The organism is Streptomyces ambofaciens ATCC 23877, from assembly GCF_001267885.1.
GTDB lineage: Bacteria > Actinomycetota > Actinomycetes > Streptomycetales > Streptomycetaceae > Streptomyces > Streptomyces ambofaciens.
In genome coordinates, this window is the sequence record NZ_CP012382.1 from 2,614,714 (window position 1) to 2,638,844 (window position 24,131).

Consider the following 24,131-nt stretch of genomic DNA (forward strand, 5'->3'; position numbering starts at 1 on the left):
ATGCCCCTGTGGCCCGTCTACACCGGCGCGCCGGTCCCCCACGACGGCATCACGAAGCTGCCCCCTCCCCCGCCCTGGCGGGCCTTCGACGGCCACCCCGTGCTCGACCCGCCGGACCCGGACGGCGACACCCCGGCCACCTCGCCCGACCGGGTCCACCGTGCCGCCACCTACCAGGCCACCGAGCACACGGTGCAGCTGGTCAACGCGGCCCTGTACCTGCGGCGCCCGCTGCTGGTCACCGGCCCGCCCGGCACGGGCAAGTCGTCCCTCGCCTACGCCGTCGCCCGGGAACTGCGGCTCGGCCCGGTCCTCAGGTGGAACATCACCAGCCGCAGCACCCTCCACGACGGCCTCTACGCGTACGACCCGCTCTCCCGCCTGTACGCGGCGCGCCAGGCGGCGGAACGGCCCGGCGAACCGGCGGCCGGGGGCGGGGCCGGCATCGAGAACCACCTGCGCCTCGGACCGCTCGGTACCGCCCTCCTCCCCTACGCCCGCCCGCGCGTCCTGCTCATCGACGAGATCGACAAGAGCGACCTCGACCTGCCGAACGACCTGCTGCACGTCCTGGAGGAGGGCCAGTACGAGATCCCCGAACTCGTACGGGCCTCCCGGGACACCCCCGGCGGGCGTGCCGAGGTGCTGATCGACGGCACCGACCAGCGGGTGCCGGTCGAACGGGGCCGGGTCCGCTGCCGGGCCTTCCCCTTCGTGGTCCTCACCAGCAACGGCGAACGCGAGTTCCCGCCCGCCTTCCTGCGCCGCTGTGTCTCGCTGCGCCTGCGGCAGCCGGACGACGACCACCTCACCGAGATCGTCCGCGCCCACCTGGGCAAGCCCGACGCGTACGCGCAGCGGCTGATCGACCAGTTCCTGTCCCGGGTGGGCAGCGGTGAGCTGGCCACGGACCAGCTCCTCAACGCGATCTACCTGGCCCGTTCCTCCGGTCTGGGCGCCGAGTCCCTGGACGAGCTGGCGGAGCAGCTCATGCCGTACCTGGGCCGGTCGGCGCAGCCCGACGCGTTCTGATGCCCGTCGACGGTCCCGGCTCACCGGCACCCCTGCCCCGCCTGGCCGACCTCCTCGGCCGGGCGGCCCCGGACGCGCGCCCGACCCCGCTGGAACTGGCTGAACTCCTCTGGCTGGCCGGGCAGATGGAATCCGCCGAGGCGGGCCCGCCGGAGTCGCGGGACGAGGCGCGCGCCCCCGGGCCGACACCGCCCGCGCCCCGGACGGCACCGGAGCAGGACCACCGGCACCGGCCGGACCGGCCGCCCCGGCCCGCCCGGCCGACCGAACCGGTCCTCCCACCCGGCACCCCCCGCACTCCGCTGCGCCTGCCCTCCCCGGCCCCCGCCCCGGGGGCGTCGGCGGCCGAACCGCACCGCGCCCTGCTGGCGCCCGCCCCGCCCATGCTGCGCCACCCCCTGGCCCTGCAACGCGCCCTGCGTCCGCTGAAGCGCCGTACCGACGCGCCGGTCGGCCACGAGGTGGACGAGGCCGCGACCGCCGACCGCATCGCCCGGCTCGGAGCCGGCCCCGAGTGGTGGCTGCCGGTGCTGCGCCCGGTACGGGAACGCTGGCTGCGGCTGAACCTGGTCCACGACGCGGGCCCCACGATGCCCGTCTGGCAGCCCCTCGTGCGCGAACTGCACGCCGCCCTGGTCCAGTCGGGCGTCTTCCGCACGGTCGCCCTGCGCCGGGCCGACCCCGACGGCACCGTCCGCGGCGGCGGCGTCGACACGCCCGCCGACGGCCGTACGGTCACCCTGCTGATCAGCGACTGCATGGGACCGCAGTGGCGCGAGGGCCCGGCCGGCACCCGCTGGTTCGGCACGCTGCGCCGCTGGGCGCACCGGACACCCCTGGCCGTTCTCCAGCCGCTGCCGGAGCAGTTGTGGCGGGACACCGCCCTGCCACCGGTCCCGGGCCGGCTGTCGGCGCCGCACCGGGCCGCGCCCAGCGCGTCGCTCACCTTCACGCCGTACGACGCCACGGCGCCCCGGGCGCCCGAGACGGCGGTGCACGTCCCCGTGCTGGAACCGGGGCCCGAGTGGCTGGCCAACTGGGCCGCGCTGGTCGCGAGCCCGGGCGGCGGGGAGTACCCGGCAGCGGCCGCCGCGCTGCACCGGCCGCTGCCGGCCGACGCCGACGACCGCACCGACGTCGCGCGTCTGTCCGCCGAGGAGCTGGTCCTGCGCTTTCGCGCGAGCGCCTCCCCACCGGCCTTCCGGCTGGCCGGCCATCTGGCGCTCGGGCGTCCGGACCTGCCGGTGATGCGGTTGGTGCAGGCGGCCGTCGAACCGCACCCGCTGCCCCAGCACCTGGCCGAGGTGATCCTCAGCGGCCTGCTCACCACGGTCGCCGGGCCGCCCGGCTCGTACGCGTTCCGTCCCGGCGTGCGCGACCTCCTCCTGCGCGGGCTGCCCCGCACCGCCCGCAACCGCACCCATGAACTGCTGCTGCGCACCGGCGGGCTGATCGACGAGCGTGCGGGGCGGGCGCCCGGCGAGTTCCGGGCGCTGATCCCCGACCGGGACGGCACTGAACGGGCGGACGGGAAGGAGCCGTTCGCGGCGATCAACCAGGAGAGCGCCCGGCAACTGGCCGCGCGGGAACGGCCCCCGGCCCCCTCGCCCTTCCCGCCCGCGCTGGGCGCGCGCTACCGGCCGGTGCGGCGGCTCGCGCCGACCGGGAGGATGTGGCTGGCCGAGGACACCGAGACGAACCGGACGGTGACCATCCGGCTGCACGGCGCGAAGGACGGCCCCGCGGCGCGCAAGGCGTTCCTGCGGGACGCACGCCGCCTGACGGAGATCACCCACCCGAACGTGGTGACCGTCCTGGACTGCGGCATCGAGGGCGACGTCCCGTACGTCGTCATGGAGCACCTCGACGGCATCGCGCTGAACACGCTCGCCCGGTCCGGCGGCCGGCGTCTGCCGGCGCCGCTGACGGTGTCGGTGGGCGCCCAGCTGGCACGGGGGCTCACCGCCCTGCACGAGGCGGGCGTCACGCACGGCGGCCTCGAGGCGTCCCGGGTGGTCCTCCTGCCGGACGGCACGGCCCGGCTCAGCCTCTTCGCGCCGGGGCGGACCTCGGGCCCGGCCGGACGCGCCGAGGACCTGCGGGCCCTGTGCGACGTCCTGCTGCTGCTCACCTCCGGGACCTCGCACCTGGCCGTCCCGATCGACTCCCGCCGTCTCGACCGGCTGCCGGGCGCCCTGCGCATCCACTACGCCCACGCCTTCGACCAGCTGATGTCCGCCTCGTCGGCGACACAGGCCCGCGGTCTGGAACTGCTCGTCGACCCGCACGTGCCGGCCCGGGCGGGTGAGGCGTACGCGCCGCGCCGCTACCGCGCCCTCGGCCCCCTGCGGGTCGACCTCCCGGACGGCACGCCCGCCCTGCCGCCGGAGGTCCGCGCGCTGCTGGCCATGCTGCTGCTCAAGCACGGCCGCACGGTGACCCACGAGGAGCTGAGGTGGGGGCTGTGGGACCCGGGCGACGAGCCGCGCGACCCGAGGCGCGAGCTGACCCGGCTGGCGACGCGTCTGGCCGACGTCCTGGGCCCCGGCGTACTGGCGACGTCCGCCCACGGGTACGCCCTGCACACCAGCGCCGACGACGTGGACGTGGTGCACTGCGACGAGCTGGTGCGACGCGCCGACGCGGCGGGACTGGCGGGCGCCCTCACCGAGTCGCGCGCCCACGTCACGGGGGCGCTGGCGCTCTGGCGCGGCCCCGAGCCCCTCGCGGACGTGCCCGGGCCCGCCGCCCGTACCGCCCGCACCCGCCTCGCCCGGCTCCGTCTCGCGCTGTACACCAAGCGCGCCGAACTCGACCTGTCCCTCGGCGAGTACGACCGGGCCGCCACCGATCTGGCGGGCCTGCTGAGCGCCCATCCGCACCGGGAGGACTTCCGGCGCCTGTACATGATCGCGCTGCGCCGCCAGGGGCGGGGCGAGGAGGCCCTGGAGGTGTACGAGGAGTACGAGCTGACCGGGGGGCGGAGCCCGGCCCTGGCGGCACTGGGCCGGGAGCTGCGCGAGGAGCACGCCGGCCCGGCGGACGACTCGCCGTGGCAGGTGTACGAGGACCCGGCCGGTTCGGACGGCACCGTGTCCGCGCCGGACGAGCTGCCCGAGGGCCCCTTCCCCACGGAGGACGGCCTGTGGACGCCCCTGTCGGGCGAGGCCGAGGGCCCGGCCGAGGCGGAGGCGGAGGCGGCCGAGGCGGTCACCGCCAGCGCCGCGTGGGGGGACGGACCCCACCACGCCCCGGACGCGGACCCCCGGGACGCCCGGGAGCGGGCGGAGCTCCTGGCGGAGATCGCGGCGGAGGCGGCGGATCTCGACGCGGATGCCGACGAGGGATTCGAGGAGGTGTTCGAGGAGGGCGACGCCGGTTTCGACACCGACCACCGCGCCTGCGCCCGCTACTCGGTCGCCGACGGCCCCCGCGGTGACGCGGCGCACGCCACCCTGCGGCGCGTGGCCGCGGAGCTGCTGGCGGACAGCGGCCTCGACGCCGCCGCGTACCGGGTCCACGACGATCCGGACGGCGTCCTCGTGCTGCTGGAGCCGCGAACCGGCGTCGCCGGCCTGCTCAGAGCCACTCTGGAGGGACTGCCGGGGCAGTGGGCGCGTACGGGGGGCCTGCGACTGCGGGCCGAGTTCTGGCAGGTGGAGTTCCCGGTGGACGGCGACGGCGGGGAGCAGGTCCTGCGCGCCGCCCCCGAGTCGGCCGACGCCGCGCTGGAGGCCTCCGGCGCCCCGGCCGTCGTCGTCGTCTCGGACTCGCTCTACCACGACGAGGTGCACGGGGAGGAGGGGCAGGACGGCCCCGCGTTCCCCCCGGACCTGTTCCGGCCGCTGGACGACGACACGGGCTGGTACCACCTGGTCGAGCGGGCCGGTTCCGGCGCCCCGGGCCGGGCCCGGACGCGCCGGCCCGCCTCCCCCGCGGACCTGATCGCCGGCGCCCGCTGCGTTCTCCTCGGCTTCGACGACGTACTGGCCCGGCTCTACCGGCCCGCCGCGGAGCGGGAGGTGATGCTGGACATCGCCCGGCTCCTGGTCGAGGACCGCGATCCCGGGGACGCGCTGGCCGGGGTGCCGCTGCCCCGAGCCGCGGCGGACGGGTACGGCGACACCCTCGGCTTCGTCCGGGCGCTCGCCGGACACCGGCTCGCGGATGACGTGCGGCTCCGGCTCGACCGGCACGAGGCGCGGGCGGCGCGCACCGCGCGGCCCACCCCGCTCGCCGACCGGCTGGTCCGGGCGCTGCACGTCCGGAGGGTGCCCGTCGCCGTGGTGACCGACCGGGCCCCCGGCCCCGTCACCGCCCATCTGAGGCGGCGGGGCCTGCTGGACGCGCTGCCGGGCGGTGTGCACGGCCGCGACGCCGACCTGACCCGCCTCATGCCCGACCCGGACGTCCTGCACCGGGCCCTGGAGCGGCTCGACGTCGCCCCCGGCGAGTGCGTGCTGGTCGGTTCGCGTGCCGCCGAACAGTCCGCCGCCCGCGCGATCGGCATGCCGTTCATCGGCTACTGGCGCGGTGAGCGGGTCCGGCGGGACCTGCGAGCGGCGGACGGCGGCGCGTTCCTCGTCACGGACCTCCGTCCGCTGCTCTCCGCCGTGGAGGACGCCTGACCGCGCCCCCGTCCAGCGGCGCACCGCCCGGCCGAACCGACCGCCCCCCGTTCAGCGGCCCCCCGCCCGGCCCCCTCCAGAAGGCGCCCGCCCCGGGCCCCGCGGACGATGCCTAGGAGGCCGGCCACCGGGCGGCCCTCCGGTCCGCGCTCTCGGGAGGATCTGCCATGACCGCCAGTACCGCCAGTCTGGAGCAGCTGCGCCGCTGCCACTTCGCCGTCGACCTGGGCGCGGCGCGGACCCGCGTGTACGTGAAGGGTGTCGGGCTGGTCGTGGACCAGCCGTCCGCCGCCGCGGTCAACACCCGCACCGGCGCGCTCATCGCGGTCGGCGAGTTCGCGGAGAAGATGACCGGACGCACCCCCGGCTACATCCGCGTGGTGCGGCCCGTGTCCGGCGGCACGGTCGTCGACATCGAGATGGCCCAGCGCATGCTGCGGCACCTGCTCGGCGACAAGATCCGCCGCGCCCTGCGCCGCAAGCCCCGGCTGCGCGCCGCCGCCTGCACCCCGCACGACGCGGATCCGCTGGCCCAGCGGGCGGCGATCGAGACGCTGGTCGGGCTCGGCGCCCGCCGGGTGGAACTCGTCGACACCCTGATCGCCGCGGCGGTCGGCTGCGGACTGCCGGTGGAGCAGCCCGAGGCGACCATGATCATGGTGTGCGGGGCGCACGCCACGCAGGTCGCGGTGCTCTCCCTCGGCTCGATCGTGACCGCCGCGCGCATCCCGGTCGGCGGTGAGGCCGTCGACGACGCGATCGTGCAGCTCCTGCGCCACCAGCACGAGCTGGTGCTGCCCAGTCAGTCCGTACGCCCGCTCCAGCTCGCCCTGTCCGGCAACGGGCTCACCCCGCAGGGGCCGGCGTCCACCGAGATCCACGGACGGGACGTGGCGACCGGGCTGGCGCGCAGCGTGCTGGTCGACACCGCCACCGTGCGCAACGCCATCCAGACGCCGCTGACGGGCGTGCTCGACGGGATCGGCAGGGTGCTGCGGGACTGCCCGCCGGATCTGGTGGCGGACCTCGCCGACCGCGGGATCATGATGGTCGGCGGCAGCGCGCTGCTGCCCGGCTTCGACCAGATGCTCCGCCAGGCCACGGGCATGCCGGTGCACATCGCGGAACGGCCGGACGTGTGCGCGGTCCAGGGCCTCGGCACCATGCTGGAGGGCCGCGTCGAGCCGCTGTCGCTGACCCCGGTGTCGACCGACTGATCCGAACGGAACGGCCGCGGAAGCCGGTGCCACCGGCGGGCCCGCGGCGAGCCGAGAGAACGAGGAAGCCGGACGGCATGAGCGCCCAGCCCGCGCCCCGACTGACCCGCCTCCTGGAGGCGGTCCTGGGGATCGGCGCCGACCTCGATCTGCGCAGCACCCTCCAGCACATCGTGGACGGCGCCGCCGAGCTGACCGGCGCCGCCTCCGCGGCCCTGGTCACCACCGACCCGGGCCGGGACGGCCTCGCCGAGATCCGCACCCCGGGCCGGGGGGCCGTACCGGAGCCGGCGCCCCTGCTGCGGGTCCCGATCCACGTGGGAGACGAGGAGTTCGGCGAGCTGCGCCTGGCCGGACGGACCGGCGGCGCCCCGTTCACGGCCGAGGACGAGCAGTCGCTGCGGGTCCTGGCCGCGCAGGCCGGCATCGCGATCCGCAACGCCCGGCTGTACGAGACGGCCCGGCAGCGCGAGCGCTGGATCGAGGGCGCGGCGGCCGTCACCACCGCGTTGCTCACCGAGGAGAGCGCCGACGACGCGCTGACGACGGTCGCCGAACGGGCCCGGATGCTGGCCGACGCCAGTGCGGGCGTGATCCTCCAGCCGACCGCCGAGGGCGGCATGGAGATCGTGACGGCCTCGACGTCCGACGACCCGGACGGGATCGTCGGCGCGACCATCGCGCCGGGCAGCCCCGTCCTGGAGCAGCTCCTGGGCGGCGAACCGGTGTTCGTCACGGACTCGGCGACCGATCCCCGTATGACGACGCACGTACGGCACCGGTTCGGTCCGAGCATGATGCTGCCCCTGCGGGCGAGCGGCCGGCTGATCGGCACCCTCGCCCTGCCCCGCCGTCCCGGCGACCGACCGTACACGGCCGTCGAGCGGCTGCTCGCGACCCAGTTCGCCTCCCAGGCCGCGCTCGCCCTCGTCCTCGCCGACGCCCGGCGCGGCCGGGAGCGCCTCGCGGTGTACGAGGACCGCGACCGGATCGCCCGGGACCTGCACGACCTGGTGGTGCAACGGCTGTTCGCCACCGGCATGATGCTGGAGTCCACCCGGCGCCGCCCCGGCGCCGAGGAGGTCGGTGGCATCCTCGGCCGGGCGGTGGACGAGCTGCGGTCCACGGTCCGCGAGGTGCGCACGACGATCTTCGCGCTCCAGCAGCCACCGGCCGACCCGCCGACCGGTCTGCGCGGCCGGGTCCTGCGCGAGACCGGGTCCGCCGCCGCCGTGCTCGGCTTCCCGCCGTCCACGCACTTCACGGGCGCCGTCGACACCCGCGTACCGGACCGGGTCGCGGACCGCCTGCTCACCGCCCTGCGCCAGGCACTGGCCGAGGCGGCCGGCCGGCCGGGCCTCTCGCGGATCGAGGTCACCGTCGAGGCGACCACCGCCGCGCGGGACGGCCGGGGCGAGGTACGGCTGACCGTCTTCGCCGACGGCGCCGACGCGGAGACCGGTGACGCCGGGCAGGGCGGGGACGACGAGGAGCCGGGGCATGACGGGGGGCCGGGGGGCGACGGGGACGACGGGGACGACGATCCTGGCAGGTCCGGTGAAGCCGGAGAGAAGGGCGGCGTCGGCGGCGCCCGCGCCCGCGCCCGGGGGACGACGTTCACCTGGCGGTCGTCGCTCTGACCGCGGGCGGAGTCGCGCGCGATCGGCGATCGGCGCCCTACCCCTCCATGGACCGCTCACTCCCCGAAGACGGGTGTAGCCCGCCCCACGGCGGGCAGGCGCACCGACAGCGCCGTCGGACACCGACGGCCGACGGGGGCTGCGGGACGTTGCGAACGTCTGTCAGAAGATCGACGAGGACGGACAAGGCGGTGACATGACCCCAGCGGCACCACCACGTCTGGCGGGGCAGCCGGCCACTCTGGTCATCGACGGCCGGGTGGACACCGGCCGGGCGCTGCTCCTGCCGAGGGGAGAGCTCGTCCACGGGTGCGCGGACATCCTGGCCGAGGCCCTGGCCGCCTTGCCGGCGGACATCGAGCGGGTCGAAGTGGACATGGACGGCGTGGTGTTCATGGACACGGCAGGGCTGCAGTTCCTGGAGTGCCTGGACGGCTACGGCCACCGGCAGGAGGTGCCGGTGACGGCGACGAACTGGCGCGGCCAGCCGTTGCGCATCCTGGAACTGGCCGGCCTGGACCCCACCGACCCCTTGCGCACCGCCGCCGGCCCGCCCGGACCGACGGCCGGGCGGCAGCCGGAACCCGACCCCCACCCGGCCCCCTCGGCGGTCGCGGCGGAACGCTCGGAGCGGCTGCACGTCCTGCAGGAGGAGGTGGCGCAACTGCGCCGGGCGATCGCCTCCCGCCCGGTCATCGACCAGGCCCGGGGTGTGCTCATGGCGCTGCACGCCTGTACGTCGGACGAGGCGTGGCACATCCTGCGGGAGGCCTCCCAGCTCTCCAACACCAAGCTGCGCACGGTGGCCGCGGCGGTCACCGCCAGCGCCGAGAGCGACGGCCCGCCCCCGCCGGCGGAGGTGCGCTCGGCCCTGCGGACGGCCCTGGCCCGGCTCGGGCGCTGAGACCGCGCCCGCGGGGGTACCCGGGTCCGGCCGGACGACCCCGTACGGCCCGAGGAGGCCCCCATGACGAGCGAGACGACCCCGTCCCAGGCGGAGGGCGAGCGCGACGACGAGCGGGACGCCCCGGACCCGCCCCACACCACTCCCTCCCAGGCGGAGGGCGAACGCGACGACGAGGAGGAGACCGCTGCCCACCCGGCCGACGCGACGGACCGGTGAACCGGTGGACCGGAGGCGCCACCGGCCAGAAGGTTTCTGCAGAGGTGGCGCGAAGTGGGGCGGGTGGGACTCGAACCCACGGCCGACGGATTATGAGTCCGCTGCTCTAACCGGCTGAGCTACCGCCCCATAACGGCGTGTCGCGTACACGTGTGCGCGCCGTCTGCCGCAGCATAGCCGCTCATACGATCTCCTGCCTCGGATGGTCGGCTGCCGCGACGCCTTCATGACCTTGAGGACTCCGCAGCGTGCCGCGCGGTTCCCGGACATGAAAAAGGACCCCGGTAGGGGTCCTCGTTCACCTGCTCCCCCGACTGGACTCGAACCAGTAACCTGCCGGTTAACAGCCGGCTGCTCTGCCAATTGAGCTACGGAGGACCGAGCTCCCCCGACTGGACTCGAACCAGTAACCTGCCGGTTAACAGCCGGCTGCTCTGCCAATTGAGCTACGGAGGAATGCCTCGTTGCATCGAACGTGCCTGCCTGGGTATTCGCCAGAAGGCGCGCGCTCGCTGCGACACATACATTAGCGCAAGCAGGGGGGTGCTCCGCCAATCGGTACTCCCCGGCGCCTCGGAGCCAGTCAAAGGAAGGGTGGCCGCCATGCGTTACCGGCTCACGTTCGTCGTCGGACTCGCGGTGGGATACGTGCTGGGCACGAAGGCCGGACGGGAGCGTTACGAGCAGTTGCGCAAGTCCGCCCGTCAGGTCGCGCAGAACCCCGCCGTGCGCAACACCGCAGAGACCGCGGCCCAGCAGGGCAGGCACTTCGCCGACAAGGCGTACCACGTGGTCAGCGACAAGGTCGGGGACCGGATGCCCGACTCGGTGGCCCAGCGGGTCCGCTCGCTTCGCGACCGCAACTCGAACGGCAGCGGCGCGGACGACTGGGGCACCAGCAACACCTGAGGCACGTGCCCCCGGCGGGTCCCGTGCCCCCGCCGGGTACGGGCAGCACTCCCGGTGCGGCAGAATTTCGCGCATGGGGATAGTCGCCGGGTTGGACAGTTCGCCCGATTTCACTCGTATCGTCGTCTGCGATTCGGACACGGGGGCCGTGCTGCGGCAGGGCTACGCCCCTCATCCGGTGGAGAGCCCCGAGGGCGGTGGCCGTCCCGCGGACGTCGATCCGCAGGCCTGGCTGCTGTCCCTCGGGGAGGCCGCCGGCGGCGGGCTGCTGGAGGGCGTGCAGGCCATCGGCGTCTCCGCGCAGGCGAACTCGGTCGTGCCGCTGGATTCGCAGGGCAACACCGTGCGCCCCGCCATGGTGGGCGCCGACAAGCGCACCCAGGTGGCGGCGGCCGACCTGATCGACGCCCTCGGCGGGCGCGAGGCGTGGGCGCAGGCGGTGGGCACGGTGCCGCAGGCCGCACAGCCGGTGACCAAGTTGCGCTGGCTGGCCCGGACCGAACCCGAGGCCGCCGCCCGGACCGCCGTACTGATGCAGGCCCACGACTGGCTGGTGTGGCAGCTGCTCGGCCGGCCGGCCCGGCGGACCACCGACCGGGGCGGGGCCTCCGGCACCGGGTACTGGTCGGCGGCGACCGGCGGCTACCGGCCGGACCTGGTCGAGCTGGCCCTCGGGCACCAGGCGATGCTGCCGGAGGTGATCGGTCCGGCCGACGCGGCCGGGACGACACCGGAGGGGCTGCTGATCTCCGCCGGGACCGGCGAGACGCAGGCCGCCGCCTTCGGACTCGGGATCGGCCTCGGCGACGCGGTGGTGTCGCTGGGCGCGTCCGGGTCCGTGATGGCCGTGCACACCGAGCCGCTCGTCGACCAGTCCGGGATGATCACCGCCCTGGCCGACGCCACGGGCATGCACCTGCCCGTCGTCACCACCCTGAACGCCGTACGGACCCTGCGGGGCGCCGCCGAGCTGCTCGGCGCCCCGGACCTGGAGAGCCTGTCCGAGCTGGCGATGAAGTCGACGCCGGGCGCGCACGGGCTGGTGCTGCTGCCCTACCTGGAGGGCGAGCGGACGCCGAACCTGCCGCACACCGCCGGCACGCTGGCCGGCCTGCGGCGCGAGTCGATGCGGCCGGAGCACCTGGCGCGGGCCGCGTTCGAGGGCATGCTGTGCGGCCTCGCCGACGCCCTCGACGTGCTGCGCGGCCGGGGCGTGGACGTGCGCCGGGTCTTCCTGCTGGGCGCGGCGGCCGAGCTGCCGGCCGTGCAGGCGGCGGCGCCCGCGCTGTTCGGGACGCAGGTCGTGGTGCCGCAGCCGGCGGACTACGCCGCGATCGGCTCGGCCCGGCAGGCGGCGTGGGCGCTGGGCGCGTCCCGGGGGACGCTGGACCCGCGCACCCCGCCCGTCTGGCAGGGCGCGGTGGCGCAGGTACTGGAGCCGGGCGAGGAGCTGGCGGTGGGACAGGCGGTGCGCCAGCAGTTCGTGTCGGTGCGGGAACAGACGCATCCGGGCGCGCTGCGCGGGTGACGCGCGACCGCTCACCCCTCGAAGGCCGGAACTTGGCGCGCTCTTGGGTCAATCGGTCGAGGTAACGCGGGCGGAGTGTCCGACGATAGGGGCCAGGGGCAACCAACCGCCCCTGTCGCCGACTCCGAGAGACCCAGCGTGCTCATACGACTCCTGCGGACCTGCCTCAGGCCCTACCAGAAACCCATCGTCCTGCTGGTGGCGCTGCAGTTCCTGCAGACCTGCGCCTCCCTCTACCTGCCGACCCTGAACGCGGACATCATCGACGACGGGGTCGTGAAGGGTGACTCCGGCTACATCCTGAGCTACGGCGCCCTGATGATCGGCATCTCGCTGGCCCAGGTGGTGTGCAACGTCGGGGCGGTCTACTACGGCGCCCGCACCGCCGCCGCGCTCGGCCGGGACCTGCGGGGCGCGGTCTTCGACCGGGTGCAGTCCTTCTCGGCCCGCGAGCTCGGCGGCTTCGGCGCGCCCTCGCTGATCACCCGGACGACGAACGACGTGCAGCAGGTCCAGATGCTGGCCCTGATGACGTTCACGCTGATGGTGTCGGCACCCATCATGTGCGTCGGCGGCATCGTGATGGCGCTCGGCCTGGACGTACCGCTGTCCGGCGTGCTGGTGGCGGTCGTGCCCGTACTGGCGATCTGCGTCACGCTGATCGTGCGGCGGCTGCGGCCGCTCTTCCGTGCCATGCAGGAGCGTCTGGACACGGTGAACCGGGTGCTGCGCGAGCAGATCACCGGCAACCGCGTGATCCGCGCCTTCGTGCGGGACGAGTACGAGCAGCGGCGCTTCCGGAAGGCCAACACGGACCTCACGGACGTGGCGCTGGGCACCGGAAACCTGCTCGCGCTGATGTTCCCGGTGGTCATGACGGTGGTGAACCTGTCGTCCATCGCGGTGGTGTGGTTCGGTGCCCACCGGATCGAGAGCGGCGGGATGCAGATCGGCGACCTGACCGCGTTCCTCGCCTACCTGATGCAGATCGTCATGTCCGTGATGATGGCCACCTTCATGTTCATGATGGTGCCGCGCGCGGAGGTGTGCGCCGAGCGCATCCAGGAGGTCCTGGAGACCGAGAGCAGCGTGGTCCCGCCGGTGGCGCCGGTCACCGAGCTGCGCCGGCACGGCCATCTGGAGATCCGGGGCGCCGGCTTCCGCTACCCCGGGGCCGAGGAGCCGGTGCTCAGGAACATCGAGCTGGTGGCCCGGCCGGGCGAGACGACCGCCGTCATCGGCTCGACCGGCAGCGGCAAGTCGACGCTGCTGGGGCTGGTCCCCCGGCTCTTCGACGCCACCGAGGGCGAGGTGCTGGTCGACGGGGTGGACGTGCGGACCGTCGACCCGAAGGTGCTGGCCAAGGTGGTGGGGCTGGTGCCGCAGAAGCCGTACCTCTTCGCGGGCACCGTCGCGAGCAATCTGCGCTACGGCAATCCGGACGCCACGGACGAGGAGCTGTGGCACGCGCTGGAGGTGGCGCAGGCCAGGGAGTTCGTCTCCGGTCTGGAGGGCGGTCTCCAGGCGCCGATCTCCCAGGGCGGCACGAACGTGTCCGGTGGCCAGCGCCAGCGGCTCGCCATCGCGCGGACCCTCGTGCAGCGCCCGGAGATCTACCTGTTCGACGACTCCTTCTCCGCCCTCGACTACGCCACCGACGCCGCGCTGCGCGCCGGGCTGGGCCGGGAGACGGCCGAGGCGACCGTGGTGATCGTGGCGCAGCGGGTGGCGACCATCCGGGAGGCGGACCGGATCATCGTGCTGGACGAGGGGCGGGTGGTCGGCGCGGGCCGGCACCACGAACTGATGGCGGACAACGAGACCTACCGGGAGATCGTGCTCTCCCAGCTGACGGAAGCGGAGGCTGCCTGATGGCAGGGCCTGCGGGTCGCATGATGGCCGGGGGCGGCCCCGACCAGCGTTCGATGGACTTCACGGGGTCCGGCAGACGGCTCGTCGCCCGGTTCCGGCCGGAGCGGGCGACGCTCTGCGTGCTGCTGGCCTGTCTGGTGGTGAGCGTCGGCCTCAGCGTGGCCGGGCCGAAGATCCTCGGCCGCGCCACCGACCTGGTCTTCGCGGGCATCGTGGGGCGGGACATGCCCTCCGGGGCCACCAAGGAACAGGTCCTGGACTCGATGCGGGAGCGCGGGGACGGCAACGTCGCGGACATGCTCCGCGGCACGGACTTCACGCCGGGCCAGGGCATCGACTTCACCGCCGTGGGCGAGGTGCTGCTGCTGGCCCTCGCCGTGTTCGCCGGGGCCGGGCTGCTGATGGCGGTGGCCACCCGGCTGGTGAACCGGGCGGTCAACCGCACGGTGTTCCGGCTGCGCGAGGACGTGCAGACGAAACTGTCCCGGCTGCCCCTGTCGTACTTCGACCAGCGGCAGCGCGGAGAGGTGCTCTCCCGGGCCACCAACGACATCGACAACGTCGGACAGACGCTCCAGCAGTCGATGGGCCAGTTGATCAACTCGCTGCTGACCATCGTCGGCGTGCTGGGGATGATGTTCTACGTCTCCTGGATCCTGGCGCTGGTGGCGCTGGTGACCGTGCCGCTGTCCTTCGTGGTGGCCACCCGGGTGGGCAAGCGCTCGCAGCCGCAGTTCGTGCAGCAGTGGCGTTCGACGGGGCAGCTCAACGCGCACATCGAGGAGATGTACACCGGGCACGCGCTGGTGAAGGTGTTCGGGCGCCAGGAGGAGTCGGCGCGGCAGTTCGCCGAGCAGAACGAGGCGCTGTACGAGGCCGGGTTCAAGGCCCAGTTCAACAGCGGGATCATGCAGCCGCTGATGGTGTTCCTGTCCAACCTGAACTACGTGCTCGTCGCGGTGGTCGGGGGTCTGCGGGTCGCCTCGGGCTCGCTGTCCATCGGTGACGTGCAGGCCTTCATCCAGTACTCCCGGCAGTTCTCGATGCCGCTGACGCAGGTCGCCTCGATGGCGAACCTGGTGCAGTCGGGCGTGGCGTCGGCCGAGCGGATCTTCGAGCTGCTGGACGCCGAGGAGCAGTCGGCGGACCCGATCCCGGGCACCCGGCCCGAGGACCTGCGCGGGCGGGTGGAGCTGGAGCGCGTGTCGTTCCGCTACGACCCCGAGAAGCCGCTGATCGAGGACCTGTCGCTGAAGGTGGAACCGGGGCAGACGGTCGCCATCGTCGGCCCCACGGGTGCCGGGAAGACGACCCTCGTCAATCTGCTGATGCGGTTCTACGAGGTGTCCGGCGGGCGGATCACCCTGGACGGCGTGGACATCGCGAAGATGTCCCGGGACGAGCTGCGGGCCGGTATCGGCATGGTGCTCCAGGACACCTGGCTGTTCGGCGGCACCATCGCCGAGAACATCGCCTACGGGGCGTCGCGGGAGGTCACCCGCGGGGAGGTCGAGGAGGCGGCGCGGGCCGCGCACGCCGACCGGTTCGTGCGGACGCTGCCCGACGGCTACGACACCGTCCTCGACGACGAGGGGACGGGGGTGAGCGCCGGTGAGAAGCAGCTCGTCACCATCGCCCGGGCGTTCCTGTCCGACCCGGTGATCCTGGTCCTGGACGAGGCGACGTCGTCCGTGGACACCCGTACGGAGGTACTGATCCAGAAGGCGATGGCCAAGCTGGCGCACGGGCGGACCTCGTTCGTGATCGCGCACCGGCTGTCGACGATCCGGGACGCGGACACGATCCTGGTGATGGAGGACGGGGCGATCGTCGAGCAGGGCGCGCACGCCGACCTGCTCGCCACCGGCGGGGCGTACGCGCGGCTGTACCGGGCGCAGTTCGCGCAGGCGGTGGCCGAGGTGGAGTAGGCCCCGCCCGCGTCCCCCGGTGTCCGTGGGCGTCTCCCCGGATGAGATATGCCGCGGACCGGCTCATATTGGTAGGGGCGGGACGACACCCTCGTCCCGCCGACGCCCGTAGACCGGAGCGAGGGGCCATGGCCACCACCGAGGGAAACGCCGACCGCCCGGCCGGTCTGAAGGCCGACGCGATCGGGTTCGTGGACGCGCTGGTCATCGGACTCAACGCGACCTCACCTGCGTACTCGCTGGCGGCGGTCATCGGCCCGGTCGTGGCGCTCGTCGGGATCTACGCACCCGGCGTGATGTTCGCGTCCTTCGTGCCCATGCTGCTGATCGCCTCGGCGTTCTACTACCTCAACCGGGTCGACCAGGACTGCGGGACGACCTTCTCGTGGGTCACCCGCGCCATGGGGCCGTGGGCCGGGTGGCTCGGCGGCTGGGCCATCGCCATGACCGGCGTCCTGGTCGTCGGGTCGCTCGCGGACGTCGCCGTCACCTTCGGCCTGCTCACCGTGGGGCTCGACAGCTGGGCGGAGAACGAGTTCGTGCGGCAGCTGCTCACCGTGCTGCTGATCCTCGTGATGACGGGGCTGTGCGTGATCGGCACCGAGCTGTCGGCCCGGGTGCAGAACGTGCTGATCCTGGCGCAGGTCGCCTGTCTGCTGGTCTTCGCGGTGGTGGCGCTGTACCGCGTCTACGCCGACACGGGCACCCTCGCCTCCGCCAGACCCTCGGCGGAGTGGCTCAACCCCTTCGGGTCCGGCGGCGCGCCGCTGACGGCGGCCCTGCTGCTGGGGGTGTTCATCTACTGGGGCTGGGAGTCGGCGGTCAACCTCACCGAGGAGACCAGGGACCCGGCCTCCGCGCCCGGCCGGGCCGCCGTGTGGTCGACGGTCGTGCTGCTGGTGACCTACGTGGCGGTCGGCTTCGCGGTGGTGGCCTACGCGGGTCCGCTGTTCCTCGCCGAGAACGCGGGCGAGGAGGAGTTCCTCTTCGCCCTGCTGGCCGGGGAGGCCATGGGCGGCTGGGACTGGGTGGTCCTGCTGGCGGTGTCCACGTCCGCGCTGGCCTCCACCCAGACGACGATCATCCCCGCCTCGCGCACCGCGCTGTCCATGGCCCGCCGGCAGGCGCTGCCCGCCCGCTTCGGCCGGATCCACCCCCGCTACCGGACGCCCGACGTGAGCACCTGGTGGGTGGCCGGCATCGCCATCGTCTGGTACCTGGTCGTCCGGCAGATCAGCGAGAACGCCCTCTTCGACTCCCTCACCGCGCTGTCGCTGCTGATCGCGTTCTACTACGCGCTGACGGGCATCGCCTGCGCGGTCTACTACCGGCGCCGGCTCACCGAGAGCGTGCGCAACCTGCTGCTGATCGGGCTGGGGCCGCTGATCGGGGCGGGGCTGCTGATCTGGCTGCTGGTGGAGTCCGTGATCGACATGGCCGACCCCGCCAACTCCTACAGCGGGGTGTCCTGGCTGGGCCTCGGTCCCCCGCTGGTCATCGGCATCGTCATCGCCCTGGTCGGGGTGGTCGTGATGCTCGTGTGGCGGTTCGTGTCACCGGCGTTCTGGTCGGAGCGCCCCGGCGTGGCGGGTCCGGAGCCCGTGAAGGACAAGCCGGTGAAGGACGAGGAGGCGTGAGATGTCGGTCGTGCTCGGATACGACGAGTCCGCCGGCGCCGTGCGCGCCCTGCGCGTCGCGGTGGAGGTGTCGGCCGCGTTCGGCGAGCCCCTGGTGCTCGTCTACGGTGCCGCCGCGCCCGGTGCCATGGGCGAGGAGTACGGCTCCCACCACGAGGCGCTCGTGGAGGCGGGCCGCACCGCGCTCCGGCATGCCGTCGAGGCGGCCGACGAGGCGGGGGTGCCGACCACCGTCGAGATCATCGACGAGAAACCCGCGCAGGCCCTGATCACCGCGGCCGCCCGGCACGGGGCCCGGGTCATCGTGGTGGGCAGCTGGGGCGAGAGCCCGATGCGCGGGGCGCTGCTGGGCTCCACCCCGCACAAGCTGCTGCACCTGTCCCCCGTCCCGGTGCTGTGCGTGCCGACCGAGGGGTGAGGCGTCGGCCGGCGCCCGGTCAGTCCAGGTAGCCGCGCAGCTGGTCCGCGTAGGCGTGGTCGCGGAGCTTGTTGAGGGTCTTGGACTCGATCTGGCGTATCCGCTCCCGGGTCACGCCGAAGAGGCGGCCGATCTCCTCCAGCGTGCGGGGGCGGCCGTCGGCCAGGCCGTAGCGGAGCTGGACGACCTTGCGCTCGCGTTCGCCGAGGGTGGAGAGGACCGCGTCCAGGTGCTGGCGCAGCAGCAGGAACGCGGCCGACTCGACGGGGCTGGCGGCGTCGCCGTCCTCGATGAGGTCACCGAGCGCGACGTCGTCCTCCTCGCCGACGGGGGCGTGCAGGGAGACCGGCTCCTGGGCGAGGCGCAGCACCTCGCCGACCCGCTCGGGCGCGAGGTCCAGCTGGGCGGCGACCTCCTGCGGGGTCGGCTCGTAGCCGCGTTCCTGGAGCATGCGGCGCTGGACGCGGACGACGCGGTTGATGAGCTCGACGACGTGGACGGGGACGCGGATGGTGCGGGCCTGGTCGGCGAGGGCGCGGGACATCGCCTGGCGGATCCACCAGGTGGCGTAGGTGGAGAACTTGTAGCCGCGCGCGTAGTCGAACTTCTCCACGGCCCGGATCAGCCCCAGGTTCCCCTCCTGGACCAGGTCGAGCATGGTCAGCCCGCGACCGACGTACCGCTTGGCCACCGACACCACGAGCCGCAGGTTCGCCTCGATCAGGCGGCGCTTGGCGACGCGGCCCAGCACGACGAGGCGGTCGAGGTCCAGGGCGAGCCGGCTGTCCAGGTCGGTGGCGAGCCGCAGCTTCTCCTCCGCGAACAGCCCGGCCTCCACGCGCCGGGCGAGGTCGACCTCCTCGGCCGCGGTGAGCAGCGGAATCCGGCCGATCTCCCGCAGGTACTGGCGGAACAGGTCCGAGGAGGGCCCGCCGGTCTCGGTGCGGGTCGGCGGGGGCGGCTCGGGGACGTCGGCGGGCTCGGAGGTGTCGGCGGGCTCGGGGACGTCGGCGGGGTGGTCGGCCGCCGTGGGGGCGTCCGCCGGGGGCGGGTCGTCCGGCGCGTCGCCGGGGTCGTGCACGGCGCGGTGGAGCGGGGGCGTCGCGACGAGGACGCCGCTCTGCGCATCCGGCTCCGCGCCGTCGGTACCGGTGTCGGTCTGGGTGAGGGTCTGGGTCTGCACGGGGGCGACCTCCAGGATGGACGCGGTCGGCGGGGGCCGGCAGCGGTACTTCGGGGGCGGAGCCGGCTCGCTCGCCGCGGTCCGCCCCGTACGCGTGGAACAGAACCGCGGGGATCGGGAACCGTCGACGGATCGGCCGCGCTCCGGGGACTCGGGCACCGCCCCCAGTGTGGGGTACGACACATCACCGCCACGAGGGGCGTGCGGTGACTTTTTGCTTCCGGTCCGTCACCGCGTGGTGACCAGCGGGCGGCTCTAGAGGGCGGCGGCGCCGTGTTCGCGCAGGCTCTGGTCGTACTGCTGGAGGACCCACAGCTCGTTCTGCACGGCGGCCAGTTCGGCGGGGTCGCCGTGGCCGGTGAGCCGGGTCAGGCGGCCCGTGATGTCGCGGATGCGGCGCTCGACGGCGCGGCGGCGGACGGTGACCAGTTGGGCGCCCGCGTAGACCTCGTCGACGCCCTTCACGCCCCGGTGCAGCATGATCGCCTCGACCGCCAGCTCGGTGACCATGGCGCGGACGGCGTCGTCCGGGGCGGCCTCGCGGACGCGGACCAGGTAGTCCTGGGGGTCGTGGACGCCCAGCTCGGCGCCGCCCGCCTCCATGATCGCCTCGCGTACGGCGGCGTAGGGCGGGGCGGTGAACTCGTCGACGCCGTACGCGTCGAAGGCCGGGGAGACCAGCTCGGGCCGCTGGAGGGCGAGCTTGAGCAGCTCGCGTTCGGTGGCGAAGACGGGGTTGCGCAGGTTCAGCGCGGGGCCGCGGGGGCCCGGCCGGCCGGTGCCGGCGTACTGCTGCGGGTCACCGCCGCCGCGCTGGGGCCGGTCGGGGGCGGGGCCCTTGCCGCCGCGGTCGCGGGCCCAGCGGGCGAGCTGGGCGATCCGCTTGACCACGAACTGCGTGTCGAGGATTCCGAGCATGCCCGCGAGCTGCACGGCGACCTCGTGCTGGGCGCCGCTGTTCTTGATCCGGGCGACGACGGGGGCGGCCTCGTCCAGGGCGGAGGCGCGGCCGGCCGGGGTGTCCAGGTCGTAGCGGCTCACGATCTGGCGGAGCGCGAACTCGAAGAGCGGGGTGCGCGGCTCGACCAGGTCGGCGACCGCCTCGTCGCCCTTGGCCAGGCGCAGGTCGCAGGGGTCCATGCCGTCGGGGGCGATGGCGATGTAGGTCTCGGCGGCGAACTTCTGGTCGTCCTCGAAGGCGCGCAGGGCCGCCTTCTGGCCGGCCGCGTCGCCGTCGAAGGTGAAGATCACACGGGCCGAGCCGTTGTCCATCAGGAGGCGGCGCAGGATCTTGATGTGGTCGCCGCCGAAGGCGGTGCCGCAGGTGGCGATGGCGGTGGTGACGCCGGCCAGGTGGCAGGCCATGACGTCGGTGTAGCCCTCGACGACCACCGCGCGGGACGCCTTCGCGATGTCCTTCTTGGCGAGGTCGATGCCGTACAGCACCTGGGACTTCCGGTAGATCGCCGTGTCGGGGGTGTTCAGGTACTTCGGGCCGTTGTCCGCCTCGTAGAGCTTGCGGGCGCCGAAGCCGACGACGTCGCCGCCGATGTCGCGGATGGGCCACATCAGCCGGCCCCGGAAGCGGTCGATGGGGCCGCGGCGGCCCTCCTGGGCGAGGCCGGAGAGGACCAGCTCCTTGTCGCTGAAGCCCTTGCCGCGCAGGAAGCGGGTGAGGTGGTCCCAGCCCTGGGGGCTGTAGCCGACGCCGAAGTGCTGGGCGGCGGCCTGGTCGAATCCGCGCTCGGCGAGGAAGCCGCGCCCGGCGTCGGCCTCGGGGCTGGTCGCCAGCTGTTCCGCGTACCACTCGGCGGCGATCTTGTGGGCCTCGACCAGGCGGATCCGCTCGCCGCGCTGGTGGGAGGGGTTGTATCCGCCCTCCTCGTACCGCAGGGTGATGCCGGCCTGGCCGGCCAGCCGCTCGACCGCCTCCGAGAAGGTGAGGTGGTCGATCTTCATCACGAACGTGATGGTGTCGCCGCCCTCCTGGCAGCCGAAGCAGTGGAAGAACCCCTTGCTCGGGCTGACCTGGAAGGACGGTGACTTCTCGTCGTGGAACGGGCACAGACCCTTCAGGTTGCCGCCGCCCGCGTTGCGCAGCTGGAGGTACTCGGAGACGACGGCGTCGATCGGGACCGCGTCCCGTACCGCCTTCACGTCCTCGTCGTTGATCCGTCCTGCCACGCGTGAAGTCTACGGGGACGGACCGACAGCTAGGCGATGAGGCTTTCGAGGGACACGTGCGGGTTCGCCAGCGCCTCCGTGTCCACCCGGGCCTTCGAGCGGATCAGCTGCTGGACGGTCTCCGTGACGTCCCACACGTTCACGTTCATCCCGGCCAGCACCCGGCCCTCCTTCACCCAGAAGGCGATGAACTCGCGCTTCGCCGCGTCCCCGCGGATCACCACCTGGTCGTAGGACCCGTGCGGTGCCCAGCCGGAGTACTCCATGCCCAGGTCGTACTGGTCGGTGAAGAAGTAGGGCACGCGGTCGTGGGCGAGGCCCCTGCCGAGCATCGCGCGGGCCGCGGCCGGGCCGCCGTTCAGGGCGTTGGCCCAGTGCTCCACGCGCAGGTCGGTGTCGAAGAGGGCGTGGTGGAAGGAGGCCACGTCCCCGGCCGCGTAGATGTCCGGGTCGGAGGTGCGCAGCTGTGCGTCGACGACGATGCCGCCGCCGTGCGCGGGGTCGGCGATCTCCAGGCCCGCGGCCTGGGCGAGCGCGGTGCGCGGGGCGGCGCCGATCGCGGCGAGCACGTCGTGGGCGGGGTGTTCCTCGCCGTCGTCGGTGCGGGCGGCCAGCACCATGCCGTCCTGGCCGATGATCTCGGTCAGCCGCACGCCGAAGCGGAAGCGGACGCCGTGCGCCTCGTGCAGCTCGGCGAAGACGGCGCCCAGCTCGGGGCCGAGGACGCCGTACAGCGGGGTCGGACCGGGCTCGACGACGGTGACCTCCGCCCCGTACTGGCGGGCCGCCGCCGCGACCTCCAGGCCGATCCAGCCGGCGCCGGCGATCAGGAGGTGGCCGTTGTCCCGGCCGAGGGAGGAGAGAACGCCCTTGAGGCGCTCGGCGTGGGCGAGGCGGCGCAGGTGGTGGACGCCCGCGAGGCCGGTGCCGGGGACGTCGAGGCGGCGGGGCTCGGCACCGGTGGCGATGAGCAGCTTGTCGTACCCGACGCGGGTGCCGTCGTCGCCGTAGTGGACGGTCTTGGCGGCAGGGTCGATCGCGACGACGGTCTGGCCGAGGTGCAGCTCGATGTCGTGCCGCGCGTACCAGGCGGGCTCGTGGACGAAGACGCTGTCGCGCTCCTCCTTGCCGAGGAGGTAGCCCTTGGACAGCGGCGGACGCTCGTAGGGGTGGTCGCGTTCGTCGCAGACGAGGATCACCCGGCCGGTGAACCCCTCCGTGCGGAGCGTCTCGGCCGCCTTCGCGCCGGCCAGGCCGCCTCCGACGATGACGAATGTCTGATCCGCGTCGACCACTTGTCTGCCTCCTCGTCAGGGTGCCGCCACATGCGAGCGTCCCGCACACGGCGTGGTGCGGGAAGGGGGAGTGACCCGATCAGGCCACCCGGCGCCCTGTCCGGGCGCTCCCGGGCCCGTCGGGGCACCTCCCGCCCCGCCAGTCTCATGGATGCCCCGTCAGGCGGGCGTGAAGCGATCGGGCCGAGGCGTCGGTGAGGGAGGCGATCTGGTCGACGATCACCCGTTTGCGGGCGCGGTCGTCGGGGGCCCGGTCGAACAGGGCGCGGAACTGGGGGTCGAGGCCGTCGGGGGCGCGGGCGGTGAGCGCCTGCGCCAGCTCCGCGACGACCACGCGCTGGTCGGCGCGGAGCCGCTCCTGCTCGGTGCGCTGCATGACGTACCGGACGGCGACCGCCTTGAGGACGGCGCACTCCAGACGGGTGCCGCGCGGGACGACCAGCTCGGCGGTGTACCGGGTGAGCCGGCCGCTCCCGTACGCGGCCCGGGTGGCGCTCTCGGCGGCGAGGCAGAAGCGGCCGATGAGCTGGCTGGTGGCGTCCTTCAGCCGGGCCTGGGCGACGGCCGAGCCGTCGTAGCCGTGCGGCCACCAGTCCTGGGCGAGGAGGCGGTCGAGGGCGGCGGCGAGTTCGGCGTGGTCGGTGCCGGCGGGGACGTAGCGGCCGACCGCGGCCTCGAAGACCGCCTCGCGCTCGGGGTCGGCGAGCAGGCAGTTGGGGTCGATGTGGCCGGCGTGCAGTCCGTCCTCGACGTCGTGCACCGAGTACGCCACGTCGTCCGCCCAGTCCATGACCTGGGCCTCGAAGCAGGTGCGGGAGCCGGGTGCGTCCTTGCGGAGCCATTCGAAGACGGGCCGGTCGTCGTCGTAGACGCCGAACTTGGGTGAGCCGGGGTCGGTGGGGTGGGCGCCGCGGGGCCAGGGGTACTTGGTGGCGGCGTCCAGGGCGGCCCGGGTGAGGTTGAGGCCGACGGAGCCGTCCTCGGTGAACCGCTTGGGTTCGAGGCGGGTGAGCAGCCGCAGGGACTGGGCGTTGCCCTCGAAGCCGCCGCAGTCCTCGGCGAACGCGTTCAGCGCCTGTTCGCCGTTGTGGCCGAAGGGCGGGTGGCCCAGGTCGTGGGAGAGGCAGGCCGCCTCGACGAGGTCGGGGTCGCAGCCGAGGGCGGCGCCCAGTTCGCGGCCGACCTGGGCGCACTCCAGGGAGTGCGTGAGGCGGGTGCGGGGGCTGGCGTCCCACACGGGGCTGCCCTCCCCCGGCGTGACGACCTGCGTCTTGCCGGCGAGGCGGCGCAGGGCGCCGGAGTGCAGGATGCGGGCGCGGTCGCGTTGGAAGGCGGTGCGGCCGGGGCGTTTGTCCGGCTCCGGGGCGTAGCGGGCGACGGAGGTCGGATCGTACGGGGGTGGGGGTGCGGTGCCTTCCATGTCCTGAACAGTAAGCGGAAGGTGTGACAGTCGGCGGGCCGGTGCGGGTGCCGGGACCGGTGGCCGGGCCGCCGCGGGTCGTCCGGGGCCGGTCGCGCGGTCCCCCCGCGCGCCTGC

15 protein-coding genes, 3 tRNA genes and 1 pseudogene are annotated in these 24,131 nt (G+C 74.0%); 12 read left to right on the top strand and 7 right to left on the bottom strand.

Features of this window, described 5'->3' with window-relative positions; translation table 11 throughout:
* The 6 genes from SAM23877_RS11805 (at nucleotide 1) to SAM23877_RS40205 (ending at nucleotide 9,640) form a co-directional block, all read left to right on the top strand.
* Nucleotides 1–1,032 (top strand): AAA family ATPase, encoded by a 1,032-nt coding sequence (locus SAM23877_RS11805; protein WP_053130338.1) that lies wholly within the window; start codon nucleotides 1–3, stop codon nucleotides 1,030–1,032.
* Nucleotides 1,032–5,660, top strand: coding sequence for an SAV_2336 N-terminal domain-related protein (locus tag SAM23877_RS11810; protein WP_079030148.1), 4,629 nt, complete (start codon nucleotides 1,032–1,034; stop codon nucleotides 5,658–5,660). Before SAM23877_RS11805 ends, SAM23877_RS11810 begins: the two co-directional genes overlap by 1 nt.
* 167 nt (nucleotides 5,661–5,827) lie before the next feature.
* Nucleotides 5,828–6,877: a rod shape-determining protein gene (locus SAM23877_RS11815; RefSeq protein WP_053130341.1), complete on the top strand. Its 1,050-nt coding sequence runs from the start codon at nucleotides 5,828–5,830 to the stop codon at nucleotides 6,875–6,877.
* A gap of 77 nt (nucleotides 6,878–6,954) precedes the next feature.
* The gene (locus tag SAM23877_RS11820; protein ID WP_079030149.1) at nucleotides 6,955–8,517 is read left to right on the top strand and encodes a GAF domain-containing sensor histidine kinase; all 1,563 of its coding nucleotides are present in this window, start codon (nucleotides 6,955–6,957) and stop codon (nucleotides 8,515–8,517) included.
* A gap of 196 nt (nucleotides 8,518–8,713) precedes the next feature.
* A complete protein-coding gene (locus SAM23877_RS11825; protein WP_053130344.1) occupies nucleotides 8,714–9,421 on the top strand; it encodes an ANTAR domain-containing protein in 708 nt (235 codons plus the stop codon).
* A 63-nt stretch (nucleotides 9,422–9,484) separates the two neighbouring features.
* Entirely contained in the window at nucleotides 9,485–9,640 is a 156-nt protein-coding gene (locus SAM23877_RS40205) for a hypothetical protein (protein WP_167355228.1), read from the top strand.
* A 55-nt stretch (nucleotides 9,641–9,695) separates the two neighbouring features.
* Here SAM23877_RS40205 and SAM23877_RS11830 read toward each other — a convergent pair.
* The 3 genes from SAM23877_RS11830 to SAM23877_RS11840 all read right to left on the bottom strand — a co-directional run bounded on the left by SAM23877_RS11830 (nucleotide 9,696) and on the right by SAM23877_RS11840 (nucleotide 10,096).
* Nucleotides 9,696–9,769, bottom strand: a tRNA-Ile gene (locus SAM23877_RS11830).
* A 176-nt stretch (nucleotides 9,770–9,945) separates the two neighbouring features.
* Nucleotides 9,946–10,018, bottom strand: a tRNA-Asn gene (locus tag SAM23877_RS11835).
* Nucleotides 10,019–10,023: 5 nt separating this feature from the next.
* Nucleotides 10,024–10,096, bottom strand: a tRNA-Asn gene (locus SAM23877_RS11840).
* A gap of 147 nt (nucleotides 10,097–10,243) precedes the next feature.
* Between SAM23877_RS11840 and SAM23877_RS11845 the strand changes: the two genes are divergently transcribed.
* From SAM23877_RS11845 to SAM23877_RS11870, 6 genes are all read left to right on the top strand, one after another.
* The gene (locus tag SAM23877_RS11845) at nucleotides 10,244–10,549 is read left to right on the top strand and encodes a YtxH domain-containing protein (protein WP_053130347.1); all 306 of its coding nucleotides are present in this window, start codon (nucleotides 10,244–10,246) and stop codon (nucleotides 10,547–10,549) included.
* Nucleotides 10,550–10,622: 73 nt separating this feature from the next.
* Nucleotides 10,623–12,077, top strand: a complete 1,455-nt coding sequence (locus SAM23877_RS11850) for a xylulokinase (protein WP_053130375.1) — start codon at nucleotides 10,623–10,625, stop codon at nucleotides 12,075–12,077.
* A 138-nt stretch (nucleotides 12,078–12,215) separates the two neighbouring features.
* Nucleotides 12,216–13,949 carry an ABC transporter ATP-binding protein gene (locus SAM23877_RS11855; protein ID WP_053130378.1) on the top strand — a complete coding sequence of 578 codons (1,734 nt, stop codon included), beginning with the start codon at nucleotides 12,216–12,218 and terminating at the stop codon, nucleotides 13,947–13,949.
* A complete protein-coding gene (locus SAM23877_RS11860; protein WP_053130380.1) occupies nucleotides 13,949–15,877 on the top strand; it encodes an ABC transporter ATP-binding protein in 1,929 nt (642 codons plus the stop codon). Before SAM23877_RS11855 ends, SAM23877_RS11860 begins: the two co-directional genes overlap by 1 nt.
* Nucleotides 15,878–16,005: 128 nt before the next feature.
* Entirely contained in the window at nucleotides 16,006–17,514 is a 1,509-nt protein-coding gene (locus SAM23877_RS11865; RefSeq protein ID WP_053130390.1) for an APC family permease, read from the top strand.
* 1 nt (nucleotide 17,515) lies between these two features.
* A complete protein-coding gene (locus tag SAM23877_RS11870) occupies nucleotides 17,516–17,932 on the top strand; it encodes a universal stress protein (RefSeq protein WP_053130395.1) in 417 nt (138 codons plus the stop codon).
* A gap of 19 nt (nucleotides 17,933–17,951) precedes the next feature.
* On the opposite strand, the pseudogene SAM23877_RS11875 reads toward SAM23877_RS11870, so the two are convergent.
* The 4 genes and pseudogenes from SAM23877_RS11875 to SAM23877_RS11890 all read right to left on the bottom strand — a co-directional run bounded on the left by SAM23877_RS11875 (nucleotide 17,952) and on the right by SAM23877_RS11890 (nucleotide 24,014).
* A pseudogene (locus tag SAM23877_RS11875) lies at nucleotides 17,952–19,274 on the bottom strand (RNA polymerase sigma factor).
* Nucleotides 19,275–19,370: 96 nt separating this feature from the next.
* Nucleotides 19,371–21,299, bottom strand: a complete 1,929-nt coding sequence (gene dnaG / locus SAM23877_RS11880; protein ID WP_053130400.1) for a DNA primase — start codon at nucleotides 21,297–21,299, stop codon at nucleotides 19,371–19,373.
* 29 nt (nucleotides 21,300–21,328) lie between these two features.
* Complete coding sequence (locus tag SAM23877_RS11885) at nucleotides 21,329–22,594, bottom strand: NAD(P)/FAD-dependent oxidoreductase (RefSeq protein ID WP_053130405.1); 1,266 nt, start codon at nucleotides 22,592–22,594, stop codon at nucleotides 21,329–21,331.
* Nucleotides 22,595–22,739: 145 nt separating this feature from the next.
* Nucleotides 22,740–24,014, bottom strand: coding sequence for a deoxyguanosinetriphosphate triphosphohydrolase (locus SAM23877_RS11890; protein WP_053130408.1), 1,275 nt, complete (start codon nucleotides 24,012–24,014; stop codon nucleotides 22,740–22,742).
* Between the last annotated feature and the right edge of the window lie 117 nt (nucleotides 24,015–24,131).

Excerpts from the sequence above, each read along its gene's own strand:
- SAM23877_RS40205 (WP_167355228.1), top strand. The coding sequence starts at position 9,485 with ATGACGAGCGAGACGACCCCGTCCCAGGCGGAGGGCGAGCGCGACGAC.
- SAM23877_RS11805 (WP_053130338.1), top strand. The coding sequence starts at position 1 with ATGCCCCTGTGGCCCGTCTACACCGGCGCGCCGGTCCCCCACGACGGC.
- SAM23877_RS11825 (WP_053130344.1), top strand. The coding sequence starts at position 8,714 with ATGACCCCAGCGGCACCACCACGTCTGGCGGGGCAGCCGGCCACTCTG.
- SAM23877_RS11815 (WP_053130341.1), top strand. The coding sequence starts at position 5,828 with ATGACCGCCAGTACCGCCAGTCTGGAGCAGCTGCGCCGCTGCCACTTC.
- SAM23877_RS11810 (WP_079030148.1), top strand. The coding sequence starts at position 1,032 with ATGCCCGTCGACGGTCCCGGCTCACCGGCACCCCTGCCCCGCCTGGCC.
- SAM23877_RS11870 (WP_053130395.1), top strand. The coding sequence starts at position 17,516 with ATGTCGGTCGTGCTCGGATACGACGAGTCCGCCGGCGCCGTGCGCGCC.
- SAM23877_RS11845 (WP_053130347.1), top strand. The coding sequence starts at position 10,244 with ATGCGTTACCGGCTCACGTTCGTCGTCGGACTCGCGGTGGGATACGTG.
- SAM23877_RS11890 (WP_053130408.1), bottom strand. The coding sequence starts at position 24,014 with ATGGAAGGCACCGCACCCCCACCCCCGTACGATCCGACCTCCGTCGCC.
- SAM23877_RS11820 (WP_079030149.1), top strand. The coding sequence starts at position 6,955 with ATGAGCGCCCAGCCCGCGCCCCGACTGACCCGCCTCCTGGAGGCGGTC.
- SAM23877_RS11850 (WP_053130375.1), top strand. The coding sequence starts at position 10,623 with ATGGGGATAGTCGCCGGGTTGGACAGTTCGCCCGATTTCACTCGTATC.
- SAM23877_RS11860 (WP_053130380.1), top strand. The coding sequence starts at position 13,949 with ATGGCAGGGCCTGCGGGTCGCATGATGGCCGGGGGCGGCCCCGACCAG.
- SAM23877_RS11865 (WP_053130390.1), top strand. The coding sequence starts at position 16,006 with ATGGCCACCACCGAGGGAAACGCCGACCGCCCGGCCGGTCTGAAGGCC.